The organism is Hamadaea sp. NPDC051192, from assembly GCF_040682475.1.
GTDB lineage: Bacteria > Actinomycetota > Actinomycetes > Mycobacteriales > Micromonosporaceae > Hamadaea > Hamadaea flava.
On the sequence record NZ_JBFBAZ010000015.1, the window covers coordinates 19324 to 39845 of the forward strand.

A 20522-nucleotide genomic window follows, 5' to 3' on the forward strand; every position below is an offset into this window, starting at 1 on the left:
GCCCGTCGAGTCCTTACATGCTGCCAGGTCGCCTACCATAGCCGTCCCGTCTACGCGCGGCGGCGCTACGCCACCGCGCTCTCCATTCGTCGCCAAATGCGCTCTTCGGAGGCGCGTTGTCAGGATGACGGCTGTCGGTGTGCTGAGATTTTGTAGCGTCGCCGATGGAGATTGCGGCTGAATCAGCGGCTGCGCCCCCGGCGCTGACGACCACCAAGTCCGGTACAGACACGGGGCTGGCTACCCACTGCTCGACGAAGTCTCTGATCTCCATAGGTAGCGGCAACCCGGAATCGCTGGCCAGAGGCACCGCGAAATCGGCAAGACAGCCCAGAGCGGTGCGAAAAACGTTCATGGCCGTCGGACGGTAGGCCGGTGTTGGAGTCAGACAAGACTCAACTAGGTCGTACAACTCGTCCGGAACGCCGTCGAGGTTCGGCAAGGCACCCTGCAACCGATCAGCCGCCGAGACCTGATGGAACGGCGGCCTTCCCGTAGTGACATAAACCAACACGGCGCCTAGGGCGAAGACGTCAGACTTCTCCGTTGCCTGTCGCGGGTCTAGCAGATGCTCGTTCGCGGTGAAGTCGACAGACCCGAAGAACGAACTGTCCGTGGTCACACCATCGGTATCGGTGAAGCGGGAAATGCCAAAGTCAATGACCTTGACGCCCGTGCTGGTGACAAGAATGTTGCGGGGCGTGAGGTCACGGTGCAGGATCCCCTTGGCGTGGATCTCTGCCAGAGCCTCACCTAGACCGGTCGCCAGCCACCAGGCGCAAAGGGTGTCAAAAGCTCCATACTGGCCGACCAGCGTGTTCAGCGGTGGGGCATGGACGTAGCGCGTTGCAAGCCAGGCCGGGTCCCCGTTGCCGTCAGCGTCCAGGAGCGCGGCCGTATGCGCGCCGGCCATTCGCTTGATGGCGTCGATCTCACGAAGAAACCGGCTGCGCCACACCGGTGACGCCCCGTAGCCCGGTTTGAAGATCTTGACAGCCGCAGGGTCGGCGATGTCTGGCCTGAACCCGAGGAACACCGTGCCAAAGCCCCCCTCGCCAATCCGGTGAGTAAGCCGGAATCCGCCGCACTGATCCGGGTCACCGGCCTGCATGGGTTGCCACGGCCCCATCCACGCGCCTCCGTCCGACTGCAGCCCACATGCGTTGTGCCGCTACTGGACCACCACCTACGGTCTAGCGGGCCTTAATCTTATGGGGCTGATGCGCGTAGCGGGTAACGCGATCATGGCCTAATCGTCTGGAGCTAGCCCAAATGCGGCCAGCGCTGTGTCCACCGGAGAGTGAGCTCGCTCGGCCACCCCTTTCGACCAAGCCACCGCATACGCCCTACTGAAGCGATCGCGGATGATCAACGCGCTGCTGAACGAGAGCGAAGCGTCAACTCGCCGACACCCAGGCGGGGGACGAATGTAGCGAGGTCTTCGCGCCCTAAGTGCGGGTACGACAAGTTGTTCGACGATCAGTACCACGAGGTCGTCGACATCACCCAATCATTCATATCGCACAGAGGATGCCCGACTGTCTTGTCAACCTGGGGGTCTGACCACCCTGGACGGGAGTAGCTCGATGATCAAAAGTAGCCCATGCGACGGTGTCGCGGTTCGGCAGCCGAGGGTAGATCGGCTCGACCGCGGCGGTGAGCGATCTGGGGTCGCCGCCGTTGTTGAGGATCATCGCGATGTACTCCAGCTCTGAGGGCGTTGCTGCTGCGAGCACCATCTTTGCGAGCGTCGCATTGGCGTCGTCCGGGGTCCAGAACTCCGGCGGTTCAGGTGGCGGCGTGGGCAGGACTGCCTGGTAGCGGCCAGCTCGATAACCGACGCCACGCGCGTCGGCCCAGAGGAAACGGAACCGATCCTGCTCGCGTTCGCGGCCCAGGTCCCCGGATCGTTCACCTAGGACCCCGACGATGGCGATCAGCAGCTCACGATCCGGCAAGCGCGGTTGGACGAATACATCGTAAATGCGCGTGTGGCTGGCCTTGATCCCGCCGGCGCTAACGAGCCCGGCCAGCTCCCGCGTGCCGGGTTTGCCGGCCCGGCCACGGAGTTCGTGTAGCGCCGCGTTCAGAGCCTCCAACGGTCCAGAGTTGAGCTCCGGCCGCTTCCACGGCCCACGGCCCACGGTCTCCCTTCTTGCCTCACGCTGTCAGTCTTTGTCAGTATGCCTGGTCAGTATGGCTCTCAAGCTCCGGCGCCTCGGTAGCGGACAGTGGACGGATCCGGGCCGCGTATCGGCTATGTGTAGGTGCGTCCTGCCGGGACGGTGTACCGGTCAAGGAATCCGGTCCCGAGTAGGTGGTGCTCGCGTAGGCGATCGCCGACTGCTGCGGGATCGGAGTATTGGCTGCTGGTGCTCAGTGCGACAGTAAACCCGGCGACCGCTTCTCGAAGCTTGCGCAGTCCTTCCTCGGTGATGATCCGTGTGCCCGGCGGCGGTACGGCGTTCTTTTCGCAGGTCTTGACCGGGTGCACGATGACCGGGGACGCAGTGCAGGATTGGTCATAGTGTTCGCCGAACCAATTCATCGAGTGGCTGAGCTGCTCGACGTCCTTGCGCCAGATCCTGTCGGCCGTGGCTCCGGATTTCGCTTCGATGATGAGGTAACGGAGGTCGCCGAGCGCCCACATCACGTCGGGGCCGTTGCCGCTGTCGCGTTCGGGGCGCTGGACGGTGAAGCCGAGGTGCTCGCCGAGGTGCTCGAGGGCGTCTTCGAATTCGGGCACGTGGTCAGGATTGAAGACAAGGTCGTCAGCAAGGGCGTCGAACCCTAGCCGAAGGCTGTTCGCATCACGGTAGGTCGCCTCCAGATACCCGGCGGCTTGCGCCGCCTGGGCTTTCCCGGCCGTAAGTCGCTGGTAGGGGACCCCGTCGCGAGGTCGGAGCACATAGGGATTTAGCTTGAGTGCGCCCGCGAGGGTGCTCTGAGCCCGCGCCGGGTCGAGGTGGTGCTGGTAGCTTGCGAGCTGTTCCTGTAGCCAGCCCTTTTGCCGGTTGTCGACCGCAGCGTTGACCGCCTTGCTCATCTCGGCCGCCGCCGATTCGTACTGGCCAAGTACGGCGAGGTCGAACGCGGCCCGCTGATGTATCGCGACCTTCGTGACGGTCGCGTCGCCGTAGGTGACGCCGGCGAGGCGGCTGCGCGCCTCAGCGACCCAGTCTCGGTCTCGGTTAAGGACCTGACGCATTACGCCGGTAAGGGCATCCATAGTGAAGCCCTCGAGGCCGGAGGCAACCTCGCGGGACAGTTCGACCTGCGCACGTGTGGCAGGGCCGAGTTTGCCGCGATTGGCGGGCGTCGCGATCAGCTGGGACAGGCGGGCGCCCAGAAGCAGGACCACGCAGTAGTCGCCGGTGGATCGGACACCGCGGCCCATACCCTGCTCGATGCGCTGAAGTTGCCGGGCGACCATCGCGTCGGAGTCGCCGAGGACAGTTCGGTCGCGGCGGTCACCGGCACTGTATGCCTCGGGCAGACCGTCGATGACCAGAACCCGGCAGGCATCGTCGGGCAGATCGATTCCGTCGTACTTGTTGACGAGCACGACGACTCCGACATGCTTCGTGCGGAGCCGGGCGACGACCTCGGCTATCTGCGCCGCGGTGGATGCGGTGACGTCCGCGTATCCCTCCCACAGCTGCGCTCGTCGGTGGCTCGGAACAAGGACGACGACGTTGAGACCGTCGTCGGCGAACCCACGGACCGCGGAGCGAATGTCGTGCTCGCCGATCGTTGCGGTGATTTCCCGGGGGGCGATGATCAGCCGATCGCCGAGGTAGCCACCCCCGCTGGGAGTAATCGGTCGGGCGATGCTCGTAGCGTCGGCGGCGAAGTCGGTGACCAGGATGCTGTCGTCGGCGAGGGTGGCGGTGAGATAGATACGCCGCTTGGCCTCGTGAAAGCTCGCAACCTGAGCGATCGGCGGACACGGCGGGCGGATCTCGACCGCCGCCGCGGAGAAGACGACCTCGCAGAAAGGCAAGAGGGCCTTAACCAGCGGCCAGGTCCACTGGACATCCTGATCGTCACGGAGCCCCTGTAAGATTTCGGTGGCCTGGAACAAATGTGCCGTCCAGGACCAGAAGGGCACCTGCAGGACAGCGTCGTGGACCTGGTACTTGATGTCCAGGAACATCGGCGCGTTGAGCTTCTTCAGGTCCTCGGCGAACAGGTTCAGCAGTTTGGTGTAGGCGGGCAGGTCACCACGGACCGTGAGGGTGGTCTGCTGTTCGAGGGTGATCAGGGCCGCGTGTGCGTCGTCAATGACGACGGTGCCCACCTTCACGATGGGGCGAGAGCCGGAGGCGAATCCGAACACTGACTTCCCGTTGACGAGCTTGCGGATGCTCACGACGCAGATGGCCTCACCTGCGATGAACTTCGGCGACTCGGGGTTGTCGGTGACCTCCAGGCCGAGTGCGCGACCCTGCGCGATTGCTTGGTCGGCCAGATAGGGGTCAGGTGCTACATATAGCGCGGGGCCGACGCCCTCATTCAGGCTGGACTGACACATCAGCATGCCGACCAGGGTCTTGCCGCTGCCAGTGTTCATCTTGACCACCAGGTCCCGCTCGGTTCGCCGCTCGTACCAGGTCTCGAGAACTTGGCCCTGGGGGTCACGCAGGAACTCCAGCCGCTGTTCGCGGCTGGGTAGGGCGTCGAAGAGCTGGCGCGGATCGGTCAGTTTGCGAGCCTGGCCGCCGGTACGCACTTTGGAGAAGTCGAACGACATGCTGGTCCTGGTTCTCTCGGCGCTGCTGAACTCGGGACAATCGCTGTCCGGGTCAGCGCACTACCTGAAGTCGGGTGCGGCCCTCACGCCGGGCGGCCTGAGGACTGTCGTGAGGCGGAGCGAATTCTGCTATGAACTCGTCCCGGTTCAGGCACACCAGGTCCGCGAGATCCTGACGGCTGTACTGGTGTTGACTGACATGGACGTCGAGGATCGAGGCCACCACACGCGGTTCCTCCCGCGGCAGGTCGACTGTCGGTTCGATCTTGAGAATGCCGCGCTGCGACATCTGAGTCATGAGACTGCGGTAACGGGGCTCGGCGATGACGCCAAGGTCGCGGGCTCTGCGAATGAGCGCGCTCATCGCGGTCTTCCAGTGACGCTTGAGCATCGCCGCCTTCTGGATGTCGATGCGCGTCAGTTGCGCCCGGATCTCGGCCGCAGGCATCAGGAACTCTGCGGCGAACCTGTCGGCCTCGTTCTCTGCGTCTTCCTCCGGCTCCGGCAGGTCGTGCATGACAAGATGCCCGAGCTCGTGGGCGAGGGTGAACCGTTCGCGGTCCGGCGGCAGGCCCAGGTTGAGCATGATCAGCGTGTGGCCGTCCGGGATGCGGATGGAAATCGCCGAGATCCGGTGCGTACCCATGTCACGGCGAACGATCAGGACGCCGGCCGCCTCCAACAGCGCCATCATGCTCTGAACCGGCCCGATCGGCACCAGCCATGCCCGGCGGACCGCCTGGGCGATCTCCTCCGGCGTTAGCTTGGAGCTGTCCATCGCGGGCATGGTGAACGGCGTCGTGATCTCTATGCCGTTGGACAAGCGTCGCAGCCGACCGACGACCAGGTTCATCGTCGCCTGGATCTTCTTGAGTAGCCCTTGAGTGAGACTCTGTTGCTTGCGGTGGTGAAACATCGAGCTGCCGAAGCCGTAGACCGGATCGGACCAGTCCAGCAGGGCACGCGGATAGTCCAAGGCGTCCGCAATGGCCTGAACGCGCTCCTCGGGCAAGTCGATAAAGCCGTTCTCAGCCTTCGACAGCGTGCCCTGCGGGATGCGCGCCTTGGTCGCCAGCTCCGACTGGCTAAGCCCACGCGACTCCCGCGCAAGAGTGATCATGCGCGGGTTCACGATTACGCCTCCTCAGCCTGGGTGATATGCGGCATCCGGGTGCTGCGGACCTCGACGGTCGGTGCCGGAACCTCCTGATGCGGCAGCGCCACGACCGCGGCCGCATCGCGCTGCAACTCGAGCTCCCAGATGTTCATCCCGTCGAGCGGGCATACTATCGCGATCCGGTGTATTTCCTGCTCCAGGGGGTCCAGGAGATAACCGGCGACCAGGCCCGTGACCTCCATCCCGGGCAGGGTCTGCACGAGAAGCTGCCGCTCGAACTGCTGGCGCTGGCGAGTGTCGACGCCCGCCGTACGCAGCGTTGAGCCGCGGAACTTCTTGAACCGCAGCACGATCTGATGACCGAACGTCAAGGTCAGAAAGCCGCGAGCCTCGCTGACCACGATGTCTGGTTTGCCGTCGAACCGGCTGTGCGCCTCCAGGACCATGGCGTCGTACACCAAGTTCGCCCGGGTGATCCTGCGCATCTGAGCCGTCTCCGCCGGGAACGCTTCACAGACACTGCGCCACCGGTCCCAGCCGGCCTCCACCACCTGCGTGATGTCGGGGATGTGCTCGACGAGCAGCGTTTGCGCCTCGTCACGAGAGATCAGGCTCTGCATGACGAAGATCATGCCATCTTAAGAAAGTGTCGTCAAGAAATTCTGGGGCGATTCGTAGGCGATTCGCGGAACGAACAGTCGAGGTTGAACACGACGACGACACACTCGATTGTCGAGGGCGCTGGCCGATCGGCGAGGGGCCGCGGAGGGCTGCGTCGCACGACAGGAGCTAGGCGCGCACGGAGCGCACCTGCGAGATAATCACCATGGCCCGCCGCCGGCCGGGACCAGCGGATCCGCCATGATCCCGGATCACATAGGGACGCGTCGAGTCGCTGTTGTCGGCGCCACGGCTCATGTCGGCCAGATATGCGTGGAAATCCGCGCCAGAGTTGGACGCGGCTCAGCTTATGCAGGCGGCGCAGGACCAGCTCAAGGTGCATCTGCCAGCCACGAGGTCAGTAATCGTCGATGGCCAAGCGGGCTTCACGGCTGCCGCACGGACCAGATTTCCCGAGAAGCCACAACTGAACACTGGGCAGGTAACAACCCCATCCAAATCACGTTACGACCGAGGTGCGACAACACGACGCCTCAGGCGACTCTCGGCATGACCGAATAAAGCGCTGGGTCGGTCGTCGCGTGCGAGACCAGTGGCCAGTTGCCGGGAAAGGTGAGGCTATTCGGGAAGCGTGGTTGCTCCAGGAGGACATATCCGCGTCCTGCCTCGGCGCGGCAATTGTCTAGAAATCCATCCAGACACCGCCGAAGCTGTTCTCTGCTCCACATTTGCTCCACATGTAACGAGCAAAGAAGCAACCGGCTCCTTGCATCTTTGTAACACAAGAAGCCAATGACCTGTAGTTTCTCTGGTGGGCGATACTGGGTTTGAACCAGTGACCTCTTCCGTGTCAAGGAAGCGCGCTCCCACTGCGCCAATCGCCCGTACTAGTTCGGCTTCGCAGCCGGACCGAGGTGGAGACGGGATTTGAACCCGTGTACACGGCTTTGCAGGCCGTTGCCTCGCCTCTCGGCCACTCCACCGTGGCTTTCCCCTGGGTTGGGGATTCTCCGAGCGGACGACGAGACTCGAACTCGCGACCCTCACCTTGGCAAGGTGATGCGCTACCAACTGCGCTACGTCCGCAATCGGCCCGGTTCCGCGTGAGCGGCCCGCGCTGACTTGAAAGACTTTAGCGGGTCTCGGGGAGCGTTGCCAAACCGGATACCTCCTGGGCGCGTCGAAATGGCGGAGTCGCAGGTCACGAGGGGGATGCGGCTAATCCGGAGCATCGGGCCGCTGCGGCTAGCCGGGATTTCACCGAGGCCAGGCGGCTACCGGTGGCTGGGGCGGGCTGTCCGGAAGACGTCACGATACCCGGCAAAACGGACGTCGAGGTGATTCGGGAACCGGTGAGGGTGACGTTCAGCACGAGAGTGTCCGAGCTTGGCCGGTCCGAGCCGCCGGTGTACCAGACGAAGTTGCCGAGACCGTAGTGAACGTAGGTCGCGCCGATGTAGCCGCCGGCCAGGGGCACGTGGGCGTGCGTACCGATGATCATGGTTGCGCCGGCCCCGGAGAGTGCTTTGGCCAGGGAGGTCATCTCCGCCTTCGGGCAGTTGCTGCCTTCGACGCCCCAATGCATGAACACCACGACGACGTCCGCTTGCGCTTTCGCGTCGCGTACCGCTTGAACTGCGCGGGCCCGGTCGTGCGACATGGCGACGCCGGACCGGGTGGCGGTGGGGGCCCAGGATTCCGCGAGGGTGTGGATCTGGGACATCGCGAGAATCGCGATGCGCACGCCCTTGACCGTGGTCACCCACGGTGCGTAAGCCTCGGCCTCGGTGCGACCCGCGCCGATCACGGGCATGCCGGCCGCACGGGCGGCGTCCAGACTGTCGGCCAGGCCGACCCGGCCGTAGTCCAGCGCGTGATTGTTGCCCAGTGACGCCACGTCGATTCCGGCCGCTTTCAAGGCGTTATACGCCTTGGGCGGCGCTCGGAAATGGAACTCCTTCGGCTCGGGGGTGCCGCGGGTGGTGATCGCCGTCTCCAGGTTGACTACCGCGATATCGGCGGCCGAAAGCTGTTTGGCGAACGGGCCGACGGCGGTGGCCGGATTGTTGAGCAGGCTCGCCGTCTTGCCCGTGAAGTGCACGTCCCCGGCGAAGGCCAGGGTGATCGTCGGCTCCGGGCCCTTCGTCGACGGGCTGGGCGACGGCGCTGCCGAGGAGGGCGTGGCCGAGGGCGATGACGAGGCCACCGGGTCGGGGGCGGCGGTGTTGCACGCGGCGAGGGCCAGGCACACGGCGGCGGCGAGTGCGGCGAGGGGGATGCGCGTCACAGGAGCAAGATACGCCTCGGTCAACTATTTGAAGGTTCAACTAAAGCGGGCTACGATGAAGGCATGAACTTCCCGTACGACCGCTTTCTCGCCCAGGCCGCGCCGCTGAGCCAGGAGCAGCGCGTCTGGACTCCCGAGGACGGGCCGATGCCCGCCCTGTACCTCGGCCACGGCGCGCCGCCGCTGCTCGACGACGACCTCTGGATGAGCCAGCTGTTCGGGTGGATGCAGGAGATGCCGAAGCCGAAGGCTGTCCTCATCGTCAGCGCGCACTGGGAGCATGCCCCGCTGAGCATCTCCGGCACAGCCGCCGGCACGCCGCTCGTCTACGACTTCGGTGGCTTCGAGCGCCGGTTCTACGAGATGACCTACCCGACGCCGGACGCGAGCGAGCTGGGCCGCAAGGTGGCCGCGCTGCTGCCCGACGGCGAAGACCTGCACGAGCACCGCAGCCGCGGCCTCGACCACGGCGCGTGGGTGCCGCTGAAGGTCATGCTGCCACTGGCCGACGTACCCGTCGTGCAGTTGAGCCTGCCGACCCAGGATCCGGCCAAGCTGCTCGACCTCGGTCGGCGGCTCGCTCCGCTGCGGGAGGAAGGCGTACTGGTCATCGGGTCGGGATTCATGACCCATGGGCTGCCGTTCCTGCGCCGCTCCGACTACACTCCGGGCAACCCGCCGCCCGGCTGGTCGAAGGACTTCGACGAGTGGGCGGCCGACGCGCTCGGCCGGGGTGACGTGGACACTCTGGCGGCGTACGCGTCCAAGGCGCCGGGCATGCCGTACGCACACCCGACGGTGGACCACTACATCCCGCTGTTCGTGACGATGGGCGCGGCGGCGCAGCCGGATATGCCGGTGGAGACCACGATCGAGGGGTACTTCCTCGGGCTGTCGAAGCGGTCGTTCCAAGTCCGCTGACTGTTACCGGGTGACGGTGACGTCTGCGGTGGCGCTTCGGGTGGCGATGAGGTGAGCGTTCGCCTCATCGCTGCGCAGCACCCAGTCCTCGGCCGCCTTCACTTCGAGCCCCTTGGCTAGCTGGCGCTCGATGAGACCCTCGACGCGTTCGGCGGACGATTCGACGTCCACATAGACCGACAGGTCCAGCAGTGCGCGTACGCCTGCCCAGGGCTCCTCGTCGAGCAGCAGGTAATTGCCCTCGGTGACGATGACGCGGTCGCTGGGCGCGATCGGGATCGACCCCGCGATCGGCTCGTTGAGGACGTGATCGAACGACGGTGCGTACACCGTGGACTGGGACTGCGTACACAGGCGCCAGAGCAACGCCAGGTAGCCGTCGGCGTCGAACGTGTCCGGCGCCCCCTTGCGGTTGGTTCGCCCCAGTCGGCGTAGCTCCTCGTTCGCCAGGTGGTAGCCGTCCATCGGAACGATCGCGCTGGTGATGCCGTGCGCGGTCAGTCCCTGCCAGAGGTCGCGGGCGAGCGTCGTCTTGCCGGCTCCCGGTGGCCCCGCGAGACCGACGATCACCCGGTTCGGCTTGGCGGCGACAAGCTCCAGTACGCGCGGCAGCAGGTGATCGAGCACGGGCAAAGTCTGCCACGTCGCCCCCAGACGCCGCGTTGATCATGGGGTTTACCCCCTCGACACACCGACGAGACCACAGTTAACTCCATGATCAACGGGGATGGGGCGAGGCGTTAGGGGGCGGTGGGCGGGGTGAGGCCGGAGCACGCGGTAGCGCGCGACCGAACGCCGAGGATCCGGGAGGCGGCGGAGCCGCCAACGGCATAGGGAACCCCCGTCGTCCGGTTGATGTACGCGGGGACGACATCAGCCGAGGCAACCCGCCCGGATCGCACCGTGATCCGGAGTACTTCGGTGTCGTTGGTCGCAGCATCGTTGCGCCACCACACGAAGTTGCTCATCCCGTAGTGCACGTACGCGTCATCCAGCCACCCGTCGCCTTGCAGCACGTGGGCGTGCGTACCGACGATGACGTCCGCGCCGGCGTCGGCGAGTTGCCGGGCGAGCGTGCGCTGTTCCTTCGACGGGCACTTCTGGTACTCCGTACCCCAGTGCAGGTAGACCACGACGACGTCGGCCGCTTTGGCGGCTTGGCGTACGGCGTTGACGGCGCGCGTGGTGTCCCGTGCCATGGCGATGCCCGAGTCGTCGTCGGTAGCTCGCCATTGCTGCCACAGCTCACTCACTTGACTCATGCCGAGCACTGCGATGCGCGTACCCCTGATGGAAAAGAGGTGGTGGTCGAAGGCCGAGGCCGCCGACGAACCCGCGCCCACCACGGGCATCCGCGCGGTCGCGGCGTCGGCGAGCGTGTCCGCGAGGCCGACCCGGCCGTAGTCCAGCGCGTGGTTGTTCGCGACCGTGACCACGTCGATGCCCGCGGATTTCAGCGCGGCGAACGCGCCGGGCGGCGAGCGGAACAGGAACGTCTTGCGCTCCGCGGTCCCGCGCGTGGTCACTGCGGTCTCGAGGTTCACCATCGCCACGTCCGCGTCGGCCATCATTTTCGCGACCGGGTCCAGCTTTCCCACATCAGCGAGTACGCCGAGAGTTCTGGCCGTGAAATGCACGTCGCCGGCGAACGCGAGCGTCACCTCCGGGTTCCCGGGTTCGGCCGCCGGTGTCGGTGCGGGCGTTTGAGCACTGTTCTCGACCGCGGCTGGGGCACAGGCGGCGACCGTGAAACAGGCGATGAGCAGGGCGAATCGGCGGAGGCGCATAACGGGAGCAACGAGCCGTATTCCGATCGAGATGCGTTACCGTGTCCCGCGTGAGCCGCCGACCCGCCGACGTACGCCTCGACGAGTTGCTCCGCACAGCGGTGGACGTCATCGTCGAGCGTGGGCTGGCCAATACGCGTACGGGGGATGTGGCGCGCGCCGCCGGAGTGAGCCAGGCGTTGGTGTTCTACCACTTCAGCACCAAAGACGCTCTGCTCGCCCAGGCCTTCGCGTACGCCGCCGAACGGGACCTCGCTGGGCTCGACCAGGTTGCCTCGTCAGCTCTTCCGCCGGCCGAGAAGGTGCGCCAGATCATCGACCTGTACGCCCCGGCCGGAAGGTCGAAAGCCTGGGCATTGTGGATCGACGGCTGGTCGGAGGCGCTGCGCAACGAGTCGCTGGAAGCGGTGTCGCGACGGCTGTACCTGCGCTGGAAGGAGGCGCTGGCCGAGGCGATCGCGGCCGGCGTCGCGGACGGGTCGTTCACCTGCGCCGACCCGGTCAAGGCGGCCTGGCGGATCACGTCGCTGATCGACGGGCTGGCCGTCCAGCTCACCGTGCACCCTTCGCTGCTCGACCGGTCCGTCGCGCTGGACTGGATCGCCGATTCCCTCACCACCGAACTCAACCCCCCGCTGTAGCCCTCGCCCGCCCGCCCCGCCCGCGCCGCCCGCCCGCGCCCGCACCGCGTCCGCGTCGCGCCCGTTAGGTGCAGATCACGGTTACGCATGCCTCCCCGGGCACCGGAAGCATGCGTAACCGTGATCTGCAAGGAATCCCAGCGCGCAAGGAATCGCAGCGCGCTGGGAATGCAGGGCGTCAGGCGCTGGGCGGACCGGCGTGTACGCCCTTGCCCCGAGGCAGCGCCGTCATCAGCAGCAGCGTCAGCGCGAGCAGACCCAGCTGCCAGCCGAGCGTCCGCTGGGTAGCCCCACCGAACACCCGCTCGCGAGCCTCCGTAGCAGCCGCGTTCGCCACAGCCGCCGTCTCCGGCGACGGCGACGAAGCCGCAGCGGCCGACACGGCCTGGCAGCTGGCCGGCACCACAGCGGTGTCGTCAGCGGTCACCCGGTCGTACAGGCAGGTCTCGAAACCGGCGATCGCAGCGTCCTGCGCGGCCGGGACCGTGATGACGGCCCGGATCTGCGGAGCGACGTGGTCGACGGCCGGGCCGACCTGGCTGCCGAGCAGGCTGACGAAGATCGAGCCGAGCACGGCGATGCCGAGCGCGTTGCCGATCTGGTACGCCGTGTTGATGACGCCAGAGGCCGAACCGGCGTCCTTGCGGTCGACCCCGGCCAGGATGATGTCGGCGAGCGGGGCGACGACCAGTCCCATGCCGGCGCCGGCGATCGCCATGGCCGGGATGAGCTGCCACGACTCGATGCGGGGACCGTACTCGCCGATGGTGTAGACGACTCCGCCGATGCCCAGCGCCATCACGGCGGCGCCGATCATGACGGTGAGGCGGCCCAGCTTCGGGGCGAGCTTCGTGGCGGCGACCGACAGCACGCCGACGCCGATGGAGAACGGCAGCGTGGTCAGACCGGCCCGCAGCGGCGTGAAGCCGAGGCCGTACTGGAGGTAGAAGGTCAGCACCAGGAAGAAGGACGCGATCCCGCCGAAGAAGGCGAGTCCGGTCAGGACTCCGGCGGTGAACGATCGGCGGCCGAACAGCGTCATCGGCACCAGCGGCGACGTGCGGCGGCGCTCGTACCAGGCGAAGAAGGCCAGCACGACCAGCCCGGCGATCATCATCAGCCAGCCCCAGAGCGGCCAGTCGTTCTCCCGGCCCTGCACGATGGGGTAGACGAACAGCAGCAGCCCGGCGGTCACCAGGACGACGCCCGGCAGGTCGAGGCGAGCCGCCTGGGTGTTGCGCGACTCGCGTACCACCAAGAATGCGATCGGCACCGCGATCGCCGCGATGGCCACGTTGATGAAGAAGATCGAGCGCCATCCCCACCCGAACAGATCCGCCTGGATCAGTACGCCGCCCAGCAGCGGGCCGGAGACGGTGCCGAGACCGGCGGTGGCGCCGAACGCGCCGAGGGCCTTGATGCGTTCGGCGGGGGAGAAGGTGACCTGGATCGTGGCCAGGACCTGCGGCACCATCAGCGCACCGGCGGCGCCCTGCAGGATGCGCGCGCCGACCAGTACGCCCGGCGTCGGAGCGGCGCCGCACAGCGCGGACGCGACCGCGAAGCCGATCATGCCGATAAGGAACAGCCGCTTGCGGCCGAACATGTCGCCCAGCCGCCCACCGGTGATCAGGAGCGCGGCGAAGGCCAGCGTGTACCCCGCGAGCAGCCATTGCACGGCGGAGAAGCTGGCACCGAGGTCGGCCCGCAGGGAGGGGAGCGCGACGTTGGCGATGCTGACGTCGAGCAGGTTCATGAACGCGCCGCTGAGCATCGTGATGAGCGCGATCCAGCGGCGCGGGTCGCTCGTCGGTTCCGCGTCCTGGCTCACGGCCGGGGTGGTGTGGGACGCTAGACGTTCCATTAGGAATCTTGCCCTTCTAGTAAAGTTAGAAGCTAGGATTTCTAAAGACTAGGTTTTCTAGAGAATGCGGCAGCGGAGGTCACATGTCAAGCGCCGACCGTCAGATTCGGTCCGCCGTACCGGGTGTCACGGCGGAGGAGGCTGAGTTCGAGCAGCTCATGCGCCGTCAGGCGGTCATGTCGATGGCGCTGGGTCAGGCGGCTGCGGAAGTCGTCGGCCTCAACGCGACCCAACTCAACTGCCTCAACCTGATAGCCCTCGACGGCCCGCTCACCGCCGGCCAGGTCGCCGCCGGCATCGGCCTCACCACCGCCTCCACCACCGCGATCCTCGACAAACTCGAGGCCGAAGGGCACATCCTGCGCGAGCGCGACCCGCAGGACCGCCGCCGGGTCACCGTCACGATCAACATGGAGCGCGGGCTGACCGAGATCTCTCCACTGTTCATCCCGCTCACGCTCGCGCGTACGCGCCTGCTCGGCAGCCACTCACCCGAGGAGACCCAGCTCATCCTCGAGTTCGTGCGCAAGAACACGGCCCTGCTCGGCGAGGCCATCGAGCGCCTGCGGGCCATGTCGCCCCGCCGAAAATCCAGCTGATACGCCGAAAGCGGGCGACCTTCGCTGGTCACCCGCTTCCGTGGTTCTCTGATTCGGTCTCGGCGCTACGCGATGACCTCGTAGCGGACCGTCATGACACCCCGGCCCGGGTTCTCGATCGAGGCGAACGCCGCCCGCGACAAGTCGATACAGCGCCCGTCGATATACGGGCCCCGGTCGTTGATGCGTACGACGACGGACCTGCCGTTGCGGGGATTGGTCACGCGTACGCGAGTGCCGAACTTCCAGGTCTTGTGCGCTGCGGTCAACTGCGACGGATCGAAGCGCTCGCCGCTGGCCGTACCCTGACCGACGTCGTAGAAGCTCGCGCCGCACGTGCCGGAGACCTTCGGCTTCTTCTTCGTCGGCGACGGCTTCGGGGTCGGCCGGCTCTCCGACCGCGACGCGACCTCGGTCTCGTGCAGGGGAGTCTCGGCGTTCTCGGCCTTCGACGGCGTCTCCGGATTCTGCGCCGGCCCGTTCGCCCGGGCGAGACCGGCAGCACCGATGGCGGCCACCGTGAGGGCAGTGGCGGTGGCGAGGGGAACCACGAGCTGGCGACGGCGGCGGTTCAACGCGTGCCGGGCCAAGTACTGCGACTGCGTTGTGCGGGATTCGTGATCCTTGGGGGTGGTCTTTCCTGCGGCATGTCTGCCGGCCACGGAGTCAACCCTTCCTCGTCGGGGAACGATCCTCGGTCCGCCAGACAGTATCGACGACGACCGTCGCGATATCGCACTTTGCGTCCGCTGAACGATCTTCATGTCTTCCCGCGTCCCCCTCCCGGGCGACCTCCCCGCCTGCTCTACCTCCTTCACCCGCTTTCGCGCCGCGCCCTTCCCGTTGATCATGGATTTGGCAGCGATGGACGCACCGGCAGGCGAGCGGCGCCGGTACGCCGAGCGAGGTGGGCTGGTTGCGGGGCGTCGATAGGCTCCCGCGCCATGAGCATCCTCGGTCGCATCTTCGGCACCTCGCCCAAGCCGGAACACGATCCCGGCCTGATCTACGCCTTCGACCGGGGCGAGCCGCTCGGCTACTACAGCGTCGTCTGCCGGTGTGGCTGGTTCGCCGAGCCGGTGGATGCGGCGTACCCGGATGCGCAGGTGGAGCAGCTCATGGCGGAGGCTGCGCTCGCTCACTCGCCGGACGCGGACACCGAGGTGGCGTTCCCGCTGGATACGCCACCCGGCGTCCGGTAACTGTCAGGTCAGCCGACTGCGGCTCGGCGGGGACGTCGGCCCATCGACGCCTCTTCGGTGTACTGGTCGAAGAAGCGTTCGAGCATTTCAGGGTCGTCGTCGGGGAACTGGTCGACCAGCGCGCCGATGATCTCGCCGCGCATCAGGCCCTCGTCGGAGTCGGTGATGATCCGGTCGAGCGCGGTGAACACCGCCAGCCGCAACGGGCCCTGCGTACGAGCAGTGGCGGCCGCCAGCGGCGACGGAATCTGATCGCGGATCTCGCGGGGCGGGGACGTCTGCTCACGGATCTCGCGGGGCGACGACATCTGCTCGCGAAGTTCGCGGAACAGTTCGGCCGGCACCGCCGACACCGGTCGCTCCGGCTGCGGTGGAGCCGAGAAGGGCGGCGGGACGGAGATCGGTGGTTCGAACACGTCCGGCGCCGAGAACGACGGCATCGGCGCGGGCAGCAGCGGCTCGTCGCGGTCCGACGGCGGGCGCTGCTCGATCGGCTGGGCCGCGCGTTGGACGGGCGGCTGTGGGCGTACAACTTGGGCTGGCGGAAGTGGCGTGGCCTGGACGGGCGCGGTTTCCTTGGCTGCGGCGAGCTGGGCCGGGGTGTGCTGGTGCCAGGGCAGTACGCCGAAGCGCCGCGCGTCGGGGTGCGTGACCCGCCACGGCGGCACCACGTGCTGCTGGTCGGTGAGGTCGGGCAGCGGCTGGCGGGCGCGGCGGGCGCGGGTGAGCGCCTCGCGGGCCGTCTTGGCCGAACGGTGATAGAGCCGGTCGGCGCGGGCCATGTCCATGGCCGTGGCCGGGTCGGAGACGCCCTCGCCGAGGGCCAGGTACCAGGCGCGGAAGGTTTCGCGCGGGCGCAACACCCAGCGAACCGGCCGGTAGCGCGGCAACGGGTCCTCGATCATGCCAGCAGCGCGCAGCCGATCGCGCAGCGAACGTCGGGTCTTGGCACGCCACAGCACCACCGTCAGCACGGAGGCGGTCGCGTAGACCATCGCGGCCTCGGGTTGGCCGATCGCGTTGGCGTGGACGACCTGCATCGTGACCGCACCCGCGGTGACGATCCACACGAGCGTCCAAAGGCCGCCTGCGGAGTCGCCGGCCAGCGCGGTCTGGTTCGCCAGCAGCATCAACGCCACCGCGGTCGCCTCGATGATGAGGAAGACCACGTACCGCTCGGGGCCGTGCATGCCGAGATACAGCTCGGCGAAACCGGCCTGGCCGAGGGCGGCGCCGTAGGAGGCGGCGATGGCCACCACCGTCAGCAGCGTGTTGATCCAGAAGTTGCTGCGCTTGTCGGGTTTGAACACGGGCCATTGACGAGCGGCCCGGATGGCGGAGACGCCACCCGCGGGTTGCGGGGCGTTCCGATCCGAGTAGCGGTCGGGGGTCTCGGTCACGGGATGATCCTCCCAAGGGGCACCGACACTTGCCGTTACGTCGGCGGGGGCCGACACAACGTCGAGCATTCTGCCGGTTTCAACGAGCGAGCGCACCTCTGTGGTGCCGGTGCGATACCTTTCGGCCCGTGGACTGGAACCTGCGATCGTGTGGTCGCCGGGGGCACGAGACGTACGCCCCGACCGAGCCTGAGCTGCGTGAACGGCTGCACGCCGAGACCCCGATCGGGCGTGCTTGGCGGTGTCTGCGCTGCGGCGATTTCGTGGTCGGCGAGCCGAAGGCCGAAGGCCCGGCGAGCGACGCTCCCATCGTGCTGCGGGGCCGGGCGCTGCGCGACACCGTAATCCTGCGACTACTCGCCGTTGAACGGTTCGCCAAGGGACTGGCGGTTTTGCTGGCCGCGTACGGAGTGTTCCGGTTCCGCAGTCATCAGGATGCGGTGCAGCGCGCCTTCCACGAGGATCTGCCGCTGCTGGAACCGATCGCCCAGAAAATCAACTACAACCTCGAAGATTCGTCCATTGTGCACACTCTGCGGACGGTCATCGAGGCGCAGTCGAACTGGCTGCTCTGGATCGCCCTCGGACTGATCCTCTACGGTGCCCTGCAACTGATCGAAGGCACTGGGCTGTGGCTGCTCAAGCGATGGGGTGAGTACTTCGCGGTCGTCGCGACATCGCTGTTCATCCCGATCGAGATCTACGAGCTCACCGAACGCGTGACCTGGGTGCGGATCGGGGCGCTCGTCATCAACATCGCGGCCGTCGTCTACATCCTCGTCTCCAAGCGGCTGTTCGGGCTTCGTGGCGGCAAGGCGGCGTACGAGGCTGAGCGGCACGAGACCAGCCTGCTGGAGGTCGAAGAGGCGGCTGCCTGACCAGGCAGATTTTGTTAGGCGACGGGGAGCCGGTCCACCAGCAGTTGCACCCTGCGCTCGGCGTACTCGGGTAGCAGCCGGCCCGCGCGGGTCAGGGTCGCCAGGCCGTGCAAGGAAGCCCAGAACACCTCGGTGAACAACCCCGGGTCGACGCCGTCCCCGGCGACTTCGCCCAGGCTCTCCATCAGCGCCGCGAAGGCGTCCTTGAGCGGCGCCGGGGTGTCCTCCTGCGCGTACGCCAGACCGCCGTCGAGCTGGAACAAGGCGTCGTAGACCGCCGGATTGCGCGCGGCGAAGTCGAGGTAGGCGCGGGCCAGGGCGGCGACTCGGGCGCGGGGGTCGTCCTCGGCGGAGGTCGCGGCCCGCACTGCCGCGGCCATCTCGGTGGCTCCCTGCAGGGCGACGGCGCCGATGATCTCCCTCTTCCCACGGAAGTGGCTGTAGAGGACGGGCTGGCTGTATTCGATGCGCTCGGCGAGCCGGCGCGTGGTGACCGCGTCCCAACCCTGCTGCTCAGCGAGTTCCCGAGCGGTCGCCACGATGAGGCGCTCGCGATCCGCCTGCTCTCGCTGCTTGCGTTCCTTTACCGACATGAAGGAATCCTAGCACCGCTAGACAAGCAAGCAACGACACTGCTAGCGTTGCCTCGTTCGCTAGCAACGCTAGATTTCTGGAGGAACTGTCGTGCTCAACGCACTTGAGGTCGTCACCGTCGTGATCGTCGGACTGCTGGTGGGGGTGGAGTTCTCCGTCGCCGTCATCATGAACCGGATCCTGAACGCACTTCCCGAGGACAGCGGCCAGCTCGGCCACGCCCATGGCGGCCGGATGCTCGGCGCCGTGATGCCGTTCTGGTACATCGGCTCCGTCATCCTCAGCGCCATCTGGGCGGTCGCCGGATGGCAGCACCACGGCGCCGGACTCGTCATCACCGCCGCCTGCCTGCTGGTGGTCAGCGTGGTCATGTCGATCCTGCTGCTCGTCCCGATCAACAACCGGAACAAGACCTGGACCCCCGAAAACCGGCCCGCCGACTGGAAGCAGCAGCTGCACCAGTGGGACCGCTACCACTACGTCCGCGTCGCGGTCCTGGTCGCCGCTTTCACCCTGCTAGTCGTCGCCCTCGCCTGACGCCACCGCAGCCCCTACTCGCACAGGAGAAGCACGATGTCGTTGAAGAAGATCAACACCATCCTGGCCGCCACGTTCATCCTCTTCATCCTCTGGTTCGGAACGGAGTACATCCTGAACCCGCAGACGCCGGCGCCGGGCTACGGCCTGCCGAACTGGCCGTCCGGCGACGGCGGCGGGTTCCTGATCACCAAGGGAATCCGCGACGTCGTCCTGGCCCTGGTCCTGGGCGTCCTGCTGCTGACCGGCCACCGCCGGGCGCTGGCCTGGGTGCTGCTGGTGGAGGCGCTCGCCGCGTACGGCGACATGGCCAACGTGCTGGCCCACCACGGCTCCCTGGCCACCGCGCTCGGCGTCCACTGCCTGACCGCGACCCTGATGGTGGTCACCGGCCTGTCGCTAATGCGCGAGACCCGCGCGGCCCAATCGGAAACGCCTGCTCCTAACCTTCGAGGAATTCGTCGAAGGATCGCGGTCCTCGACCAGTCAGATGTTGTACGCCGTCAGTCGTCGCACTGAGGGATCCGGCCGCCACTTCGCGCCACAGTTCCACAACATCAGCAGCGAACGCGGCGGGCAGGCCGAGCCCGGTCAGCCGCGAGGCCATCTCCGATTCGGTCAGATCGAGCGTGCCGATGCCGAGCTTCTTCGCGATCTCGGCCTGCGTCAGCGCCTCCGGCCCGGTCAACACGTAGGTGTCGTTGCCGCGATGCGGGCTGATCAGGAGTTCGGCGGCGCACGCGGCGATGTCGAAGGCGTCGATGTAGGAGACCCGCCAGTCGCCGGCCAGCCCGATCAGCGCGCCGTCATCGGTGAACGTTCCGGCTCCCGTACGGAAGTTCTGCATGAAACCACTGGGCTGGAGCAACGACCACGCCAGAGAGGACGATTTCAGGTGCTGTTCGATCTCCCAGTGCGCGCCCTCGGCCAGCTTCCCGCCCGGCTTGGCGCCCCACACCGAGACTTTGACGATTGTGGACACTCCTGCGGTGATGGCGGCGTCGATCGCGGTGACCTGCTGGCGGACCATCGGTTGGGGCCCGTCGGTGGGGATCGCACCACCACCGTTGAGGAACAGCCGGTCCACACCCTTCAGTGCGCGGGCGATCGAGGCGGGGTTGTCGAAGTCGCCCACTACTCGGTCGCAGTCCAGGTCGGCGTGGTCATGGCGAACCAGCGCTTTGAACTGGACGTTGTGGTCGGTGAGGCGGCGTACGAGGTGGCGGCCGATCGAGCCGGTCGCGCCGGTCACGAGGATCACGGGGCGTCTCCTTCGTTGAGGTAAGTCGAGGGTCCCTCGGAATATAACCTGAGGTACCCT

The 20522-nt window shown here is 66.7% G+C and carries 20 protein-coding genes and 3 tRNA genes; 7 read left to right on the forward strand and 16 right to left on the reverse strand.

Annotated elements, in window-relative coordinates; all coding sequences use genetic code 11:
• Nucleotides 1–13: 13 nt before the first annotated feature.
• The 9 genes from AB0M47_RS09155 to AB0M47_RS09195 form a co-directional block, all read right to left on the reverse strand.
• Nucleotides 14–1129 (reverse strand): serine/threonine-protein kinase, encoded by a 1116-nt coding sequence (locus tag AB0M47_RS09155; protein ID WP_363410889.1) that lies wholly within the window; start codon nt 1127–1129, stop codon nt 14–16.
• A gap of 385 nt (nt 1130–1514) precedes the next feature.
• Nucleotides 1515–2099: a hypothetical protein gene (locus AB0M47_RS09160; protein ID WP_363410892.1), complete on the reverse strand. Its 585-nt coding sequence runs from the start codon at nt 2097–2099 to the stop codon at nt 1515–1517.
• A 158-nt stretch (nt 2100–2257) separates the two neighbouring features.
• On the reverse strand, nt 2258–4753 hold the full coding sequence (locus AB0M47_RS09165) for a DEAD/DEAH box helicase (protein ID WP_363410895.1): 2496 nt from the start codon (nt 4751–4753) through the stop codon (nt 2258–2260).
• Between the two features lie 52 nt (nt 4754–4805).
• A complete protein-coding gene (locus tag AB0M47_RS09170) occupies nt 4806–5885 on the reverse strand; it encodes an XRE family transcriptional regulator (RefSeq protein WP_363410898.1) in 1080 nt (359 codons plus the stop codon).
• 2 nt (nt 5886–5887) lie between these two features.
• A complete protein-coding gene (locus AB0M47_RS09175; RefSeq protein ID WP_363410901.1) occupies nt 5888–6490 on the reverse strand; it encodes a hypothetical protein in 603 nt (200 codons plus the stop codon).
• An 810-nt stretch (nt 6491–7300) separates the two neighbouring features.
• Nucleotides 7301–7375 (reverse strand) — tRNA-Val (locus tag AB0M47_RS09180).
• 28 nt (nt 7376–7403) lie between these two features.
• Nucleotides 7404–7474, reverse strand: a tRNA-Cys gene (locus tag AB0M47_RS09185).
• Between the two features lie 30 nt (nt 7475–7504).
• Nucleotides 7505–7577, reverse strand: a tRNA-Gly gene (locus AB0M47_RS09190).
• Between the two features lie 115 nt (nt 7578–7692).
• A complete protein-coding gene (locus AB0M47_RS09195; protein ID WP_363410904.1) occupies nt 7693–8778 on the reverse strand; it encodes a CapA family protein in 1086 nt (361 codons plus the stop codon).
• 63 nt (nt 8779–8841) lie between these two features.
• Here AB0M47_RS09195 and AB0M47_RS09200 point away from each other — a divergent pair, with 63 nt between their 5' ends.
• Nucleotides 8842–9699, forward strand: a complete 858-nt coding sequence (locus tag AB0M47_RS09200) for a class III extradiol ring-cleavage dioxygenase (protein ID WP_363410907.1) — start codon at nt 8842–8844, stop codon at nt 9697–9699.
• 3 nt (nt 9700–9702) lie between these two features.
• Here AB0M47_RS09200 and AB0M47_RS09205 read toward each other — a convergent pair whose 3' ends face one another.
• Complete coding sequence (locus AB0M47_RS09205; protein ID WP_363410910.1) at nt 9703–10326, reverse strand: nucleoside/nucleotide kinase family protein; 624 nt, start codon at nt 10324–10326, stop codon at nt 9703–9705.
• A gap of 113 nt (nt 10327–10439) precedes the next feature.
• Nucleotides 10440–11486, reverse strand: a complete 1047-nt coding sequence (locus AB0M47_RS09210; protein ID WP_363410913.1) for a CapA family protein — start codon at nt 11484–11486, stop codon at nt 10440–10442.
• Nucleotides 11487–11536: 50 nt separating this feature from the next.
• Here AB0M47_RS09210 and AB0M47_RS09215 point away from each other — a divergent pair, with 50 nt between their 5' ends.
• Nucleotides 11537–12127, forward strand: coding sequence for a TetR/AcrR family transcriptional regulator (locus tag AB0M47_RS09215; protein WP_363410916.1), 591 nt, complete (start codon nt 11537–11539; stop codon nt 12125–12127).
• Nucleotides 12128–12305: 178 nt separating this feature from the next.
• Here AB0M47_RS09215 and AB0M47_RS09220 read toward each other — a convergent pair whose 3' ends face one another.
• Nucleotides 12306–13958, reverse strand: a complete 1653-nt coding sequence (locus AB0M47_RS09220) for an MFS transporter (RefSeq protein ID WP_363410919.1) — start codon at nt 13956–13958, stop codon at nt 12306–12308.
• A 116-nt stretch (nt 13959–14074) separates the two neighbouring features.
• Here AB0M47_RS09220 and AB0M47_RS09225 point away from each other — a divergent pair, with 116 nt between their 5' ends.
• Nucleotides 14075–14590 carry a MarR family transcriptional regulator gene (locus tag AB0M47_RS09225; protein WP_363410921.1) on the forward strand — a complete coding sequence of 172 codons (516 nt, stop codon included), beginning with the start codon at nt 14075–14077 and terminating at the stop codon, nt 14588–14590.
• A gap of 65 nt (nt 14591–14655) precedes the next feature.
• Here AB0M47_RS09225 and AB0M47_RS09230 read toward each other — a convergent pair whose 3' ends face one another.
• Nucleotides 14656–15252, reverse strand: a complete 597-nt coding sequence (locus tag AB0M47_RS09230; RefSeq protein WP_363410924.1) for a septal ring lytic transglycosylase RlpA family protein — start codon at nt 15250–15252, stop codon at nt 14656–14658.
• Between the two features lie 282 nt (nt 15253–15534).
• Between AB0M47_RS09230 and AB0M47_RS09235 the strand changes: the two genes are divergently transcribed.
• Complete coding sequence (locus AB0M47_RS09235) at nt 15535–15792, forward strand: hypothetical protein (protein WP_363410927.1); 258 nt, start codon at nt 15535–15537, stop codon at nt 15790–15792.
• Between the two features lie 8 nt (nt 15793–15800).
• Here the strand turns inward: AB0M47_RS09235 and AB0M47_RS09240 are convergent, their stop codons facing one another.
• The gene (locus AB0M47_RS09240) at nt 15801–17192 is read right to left on the reverse strand and encodes a DUF2637 domain-containing protein (RefSeq protein WP_363410930.1); all 1392 of its coding nucleotides are present in this window, start codon (nt 17190–17192) and stop codon (nt 15801–15803) included.
• Nucleotides 17193–17320: 128 nt separating this feature from the next.
• On the opposite strand from AB0M47_RS09240, the gene AB0M47_RS09245 reads away from it, so the two are divergent.
• A complete protein-coding gene (locus AB0M47_RS09245) occupies nt 17321–18070 on the forward strand; it encodes a DUF2127 domain-containing protein (protein WP_253755389.1) in 750 nt (249 codons plus the stop codon).
• Nucleotides 18071–18084: 14 nt separating this feature from the next.
• On the opposite strand, the gene AB0M47_RS09250 is transcribed toward AB0M47_RS09245, so the two are convergent.
• On the reverse strand, nt 18085–18663 hold the full coding sequence (locus AB0M47_RS09250) for a TetR/AcrR family transcriptional regulator (RefSeq protein ID WP_363410933.1): 579 nt from the start codon (nt 18661–18663) through the stop codon (nt 18085–18087).
• A gap of 91 nt (nt 18664–18754) precedes the next feature.
• Between AB0M47_RS09250 and AB0M47_RS09255 the strand changes: the two genes are divergently transcribed.
• Both AB0M47_RS09255 and AB0M47_RS09260 read left to right on the forward strand, forming a co-directional pair.
• Nucleotides 18755–19201 carry a DUF1772 domain-containing protein gene (locus tag AB0M47_RS09255; RefSeq protein ID WP_363410936.1) on the forward strand — a complete coding sequence of 149 codons (447 nt, stop codon included), beginning with the start codon at nt 18755–18757 and terminating at the stop codon, nt 19199–19201.
• 36 nt (nt 19202–19237) lie between these two features.
• Entirely contained in the window at nt 19238–19720 is a 483-nt protein-coding gene (locus tag AB0M47_RS09260) for a DUF4267 domain-containing protein (RefSeq protein ID WP_363410939.1), read from the forward strand.
• On the opposite strand, the gene AB0M47_RS09265 is transcribed toward AB0M47_RS09260, so the two are convergent.
• Complete coding sequence (locus tag AB0M47_RS09265) at nt 19644–20462, reverse strand: NAD(P)H-binding protein (RefSeq protein WP_363410942.1); 819 nt, start codon at nt 20460–20462, stop codon at nt 19644–19646. The genes AB0M47_RS09260 and AB0M47_RS09265 overlap by 77 nt on opposite strands.
• Between the last annotated feature and the right edge of the window lie 60 nt (nt 20463–20522).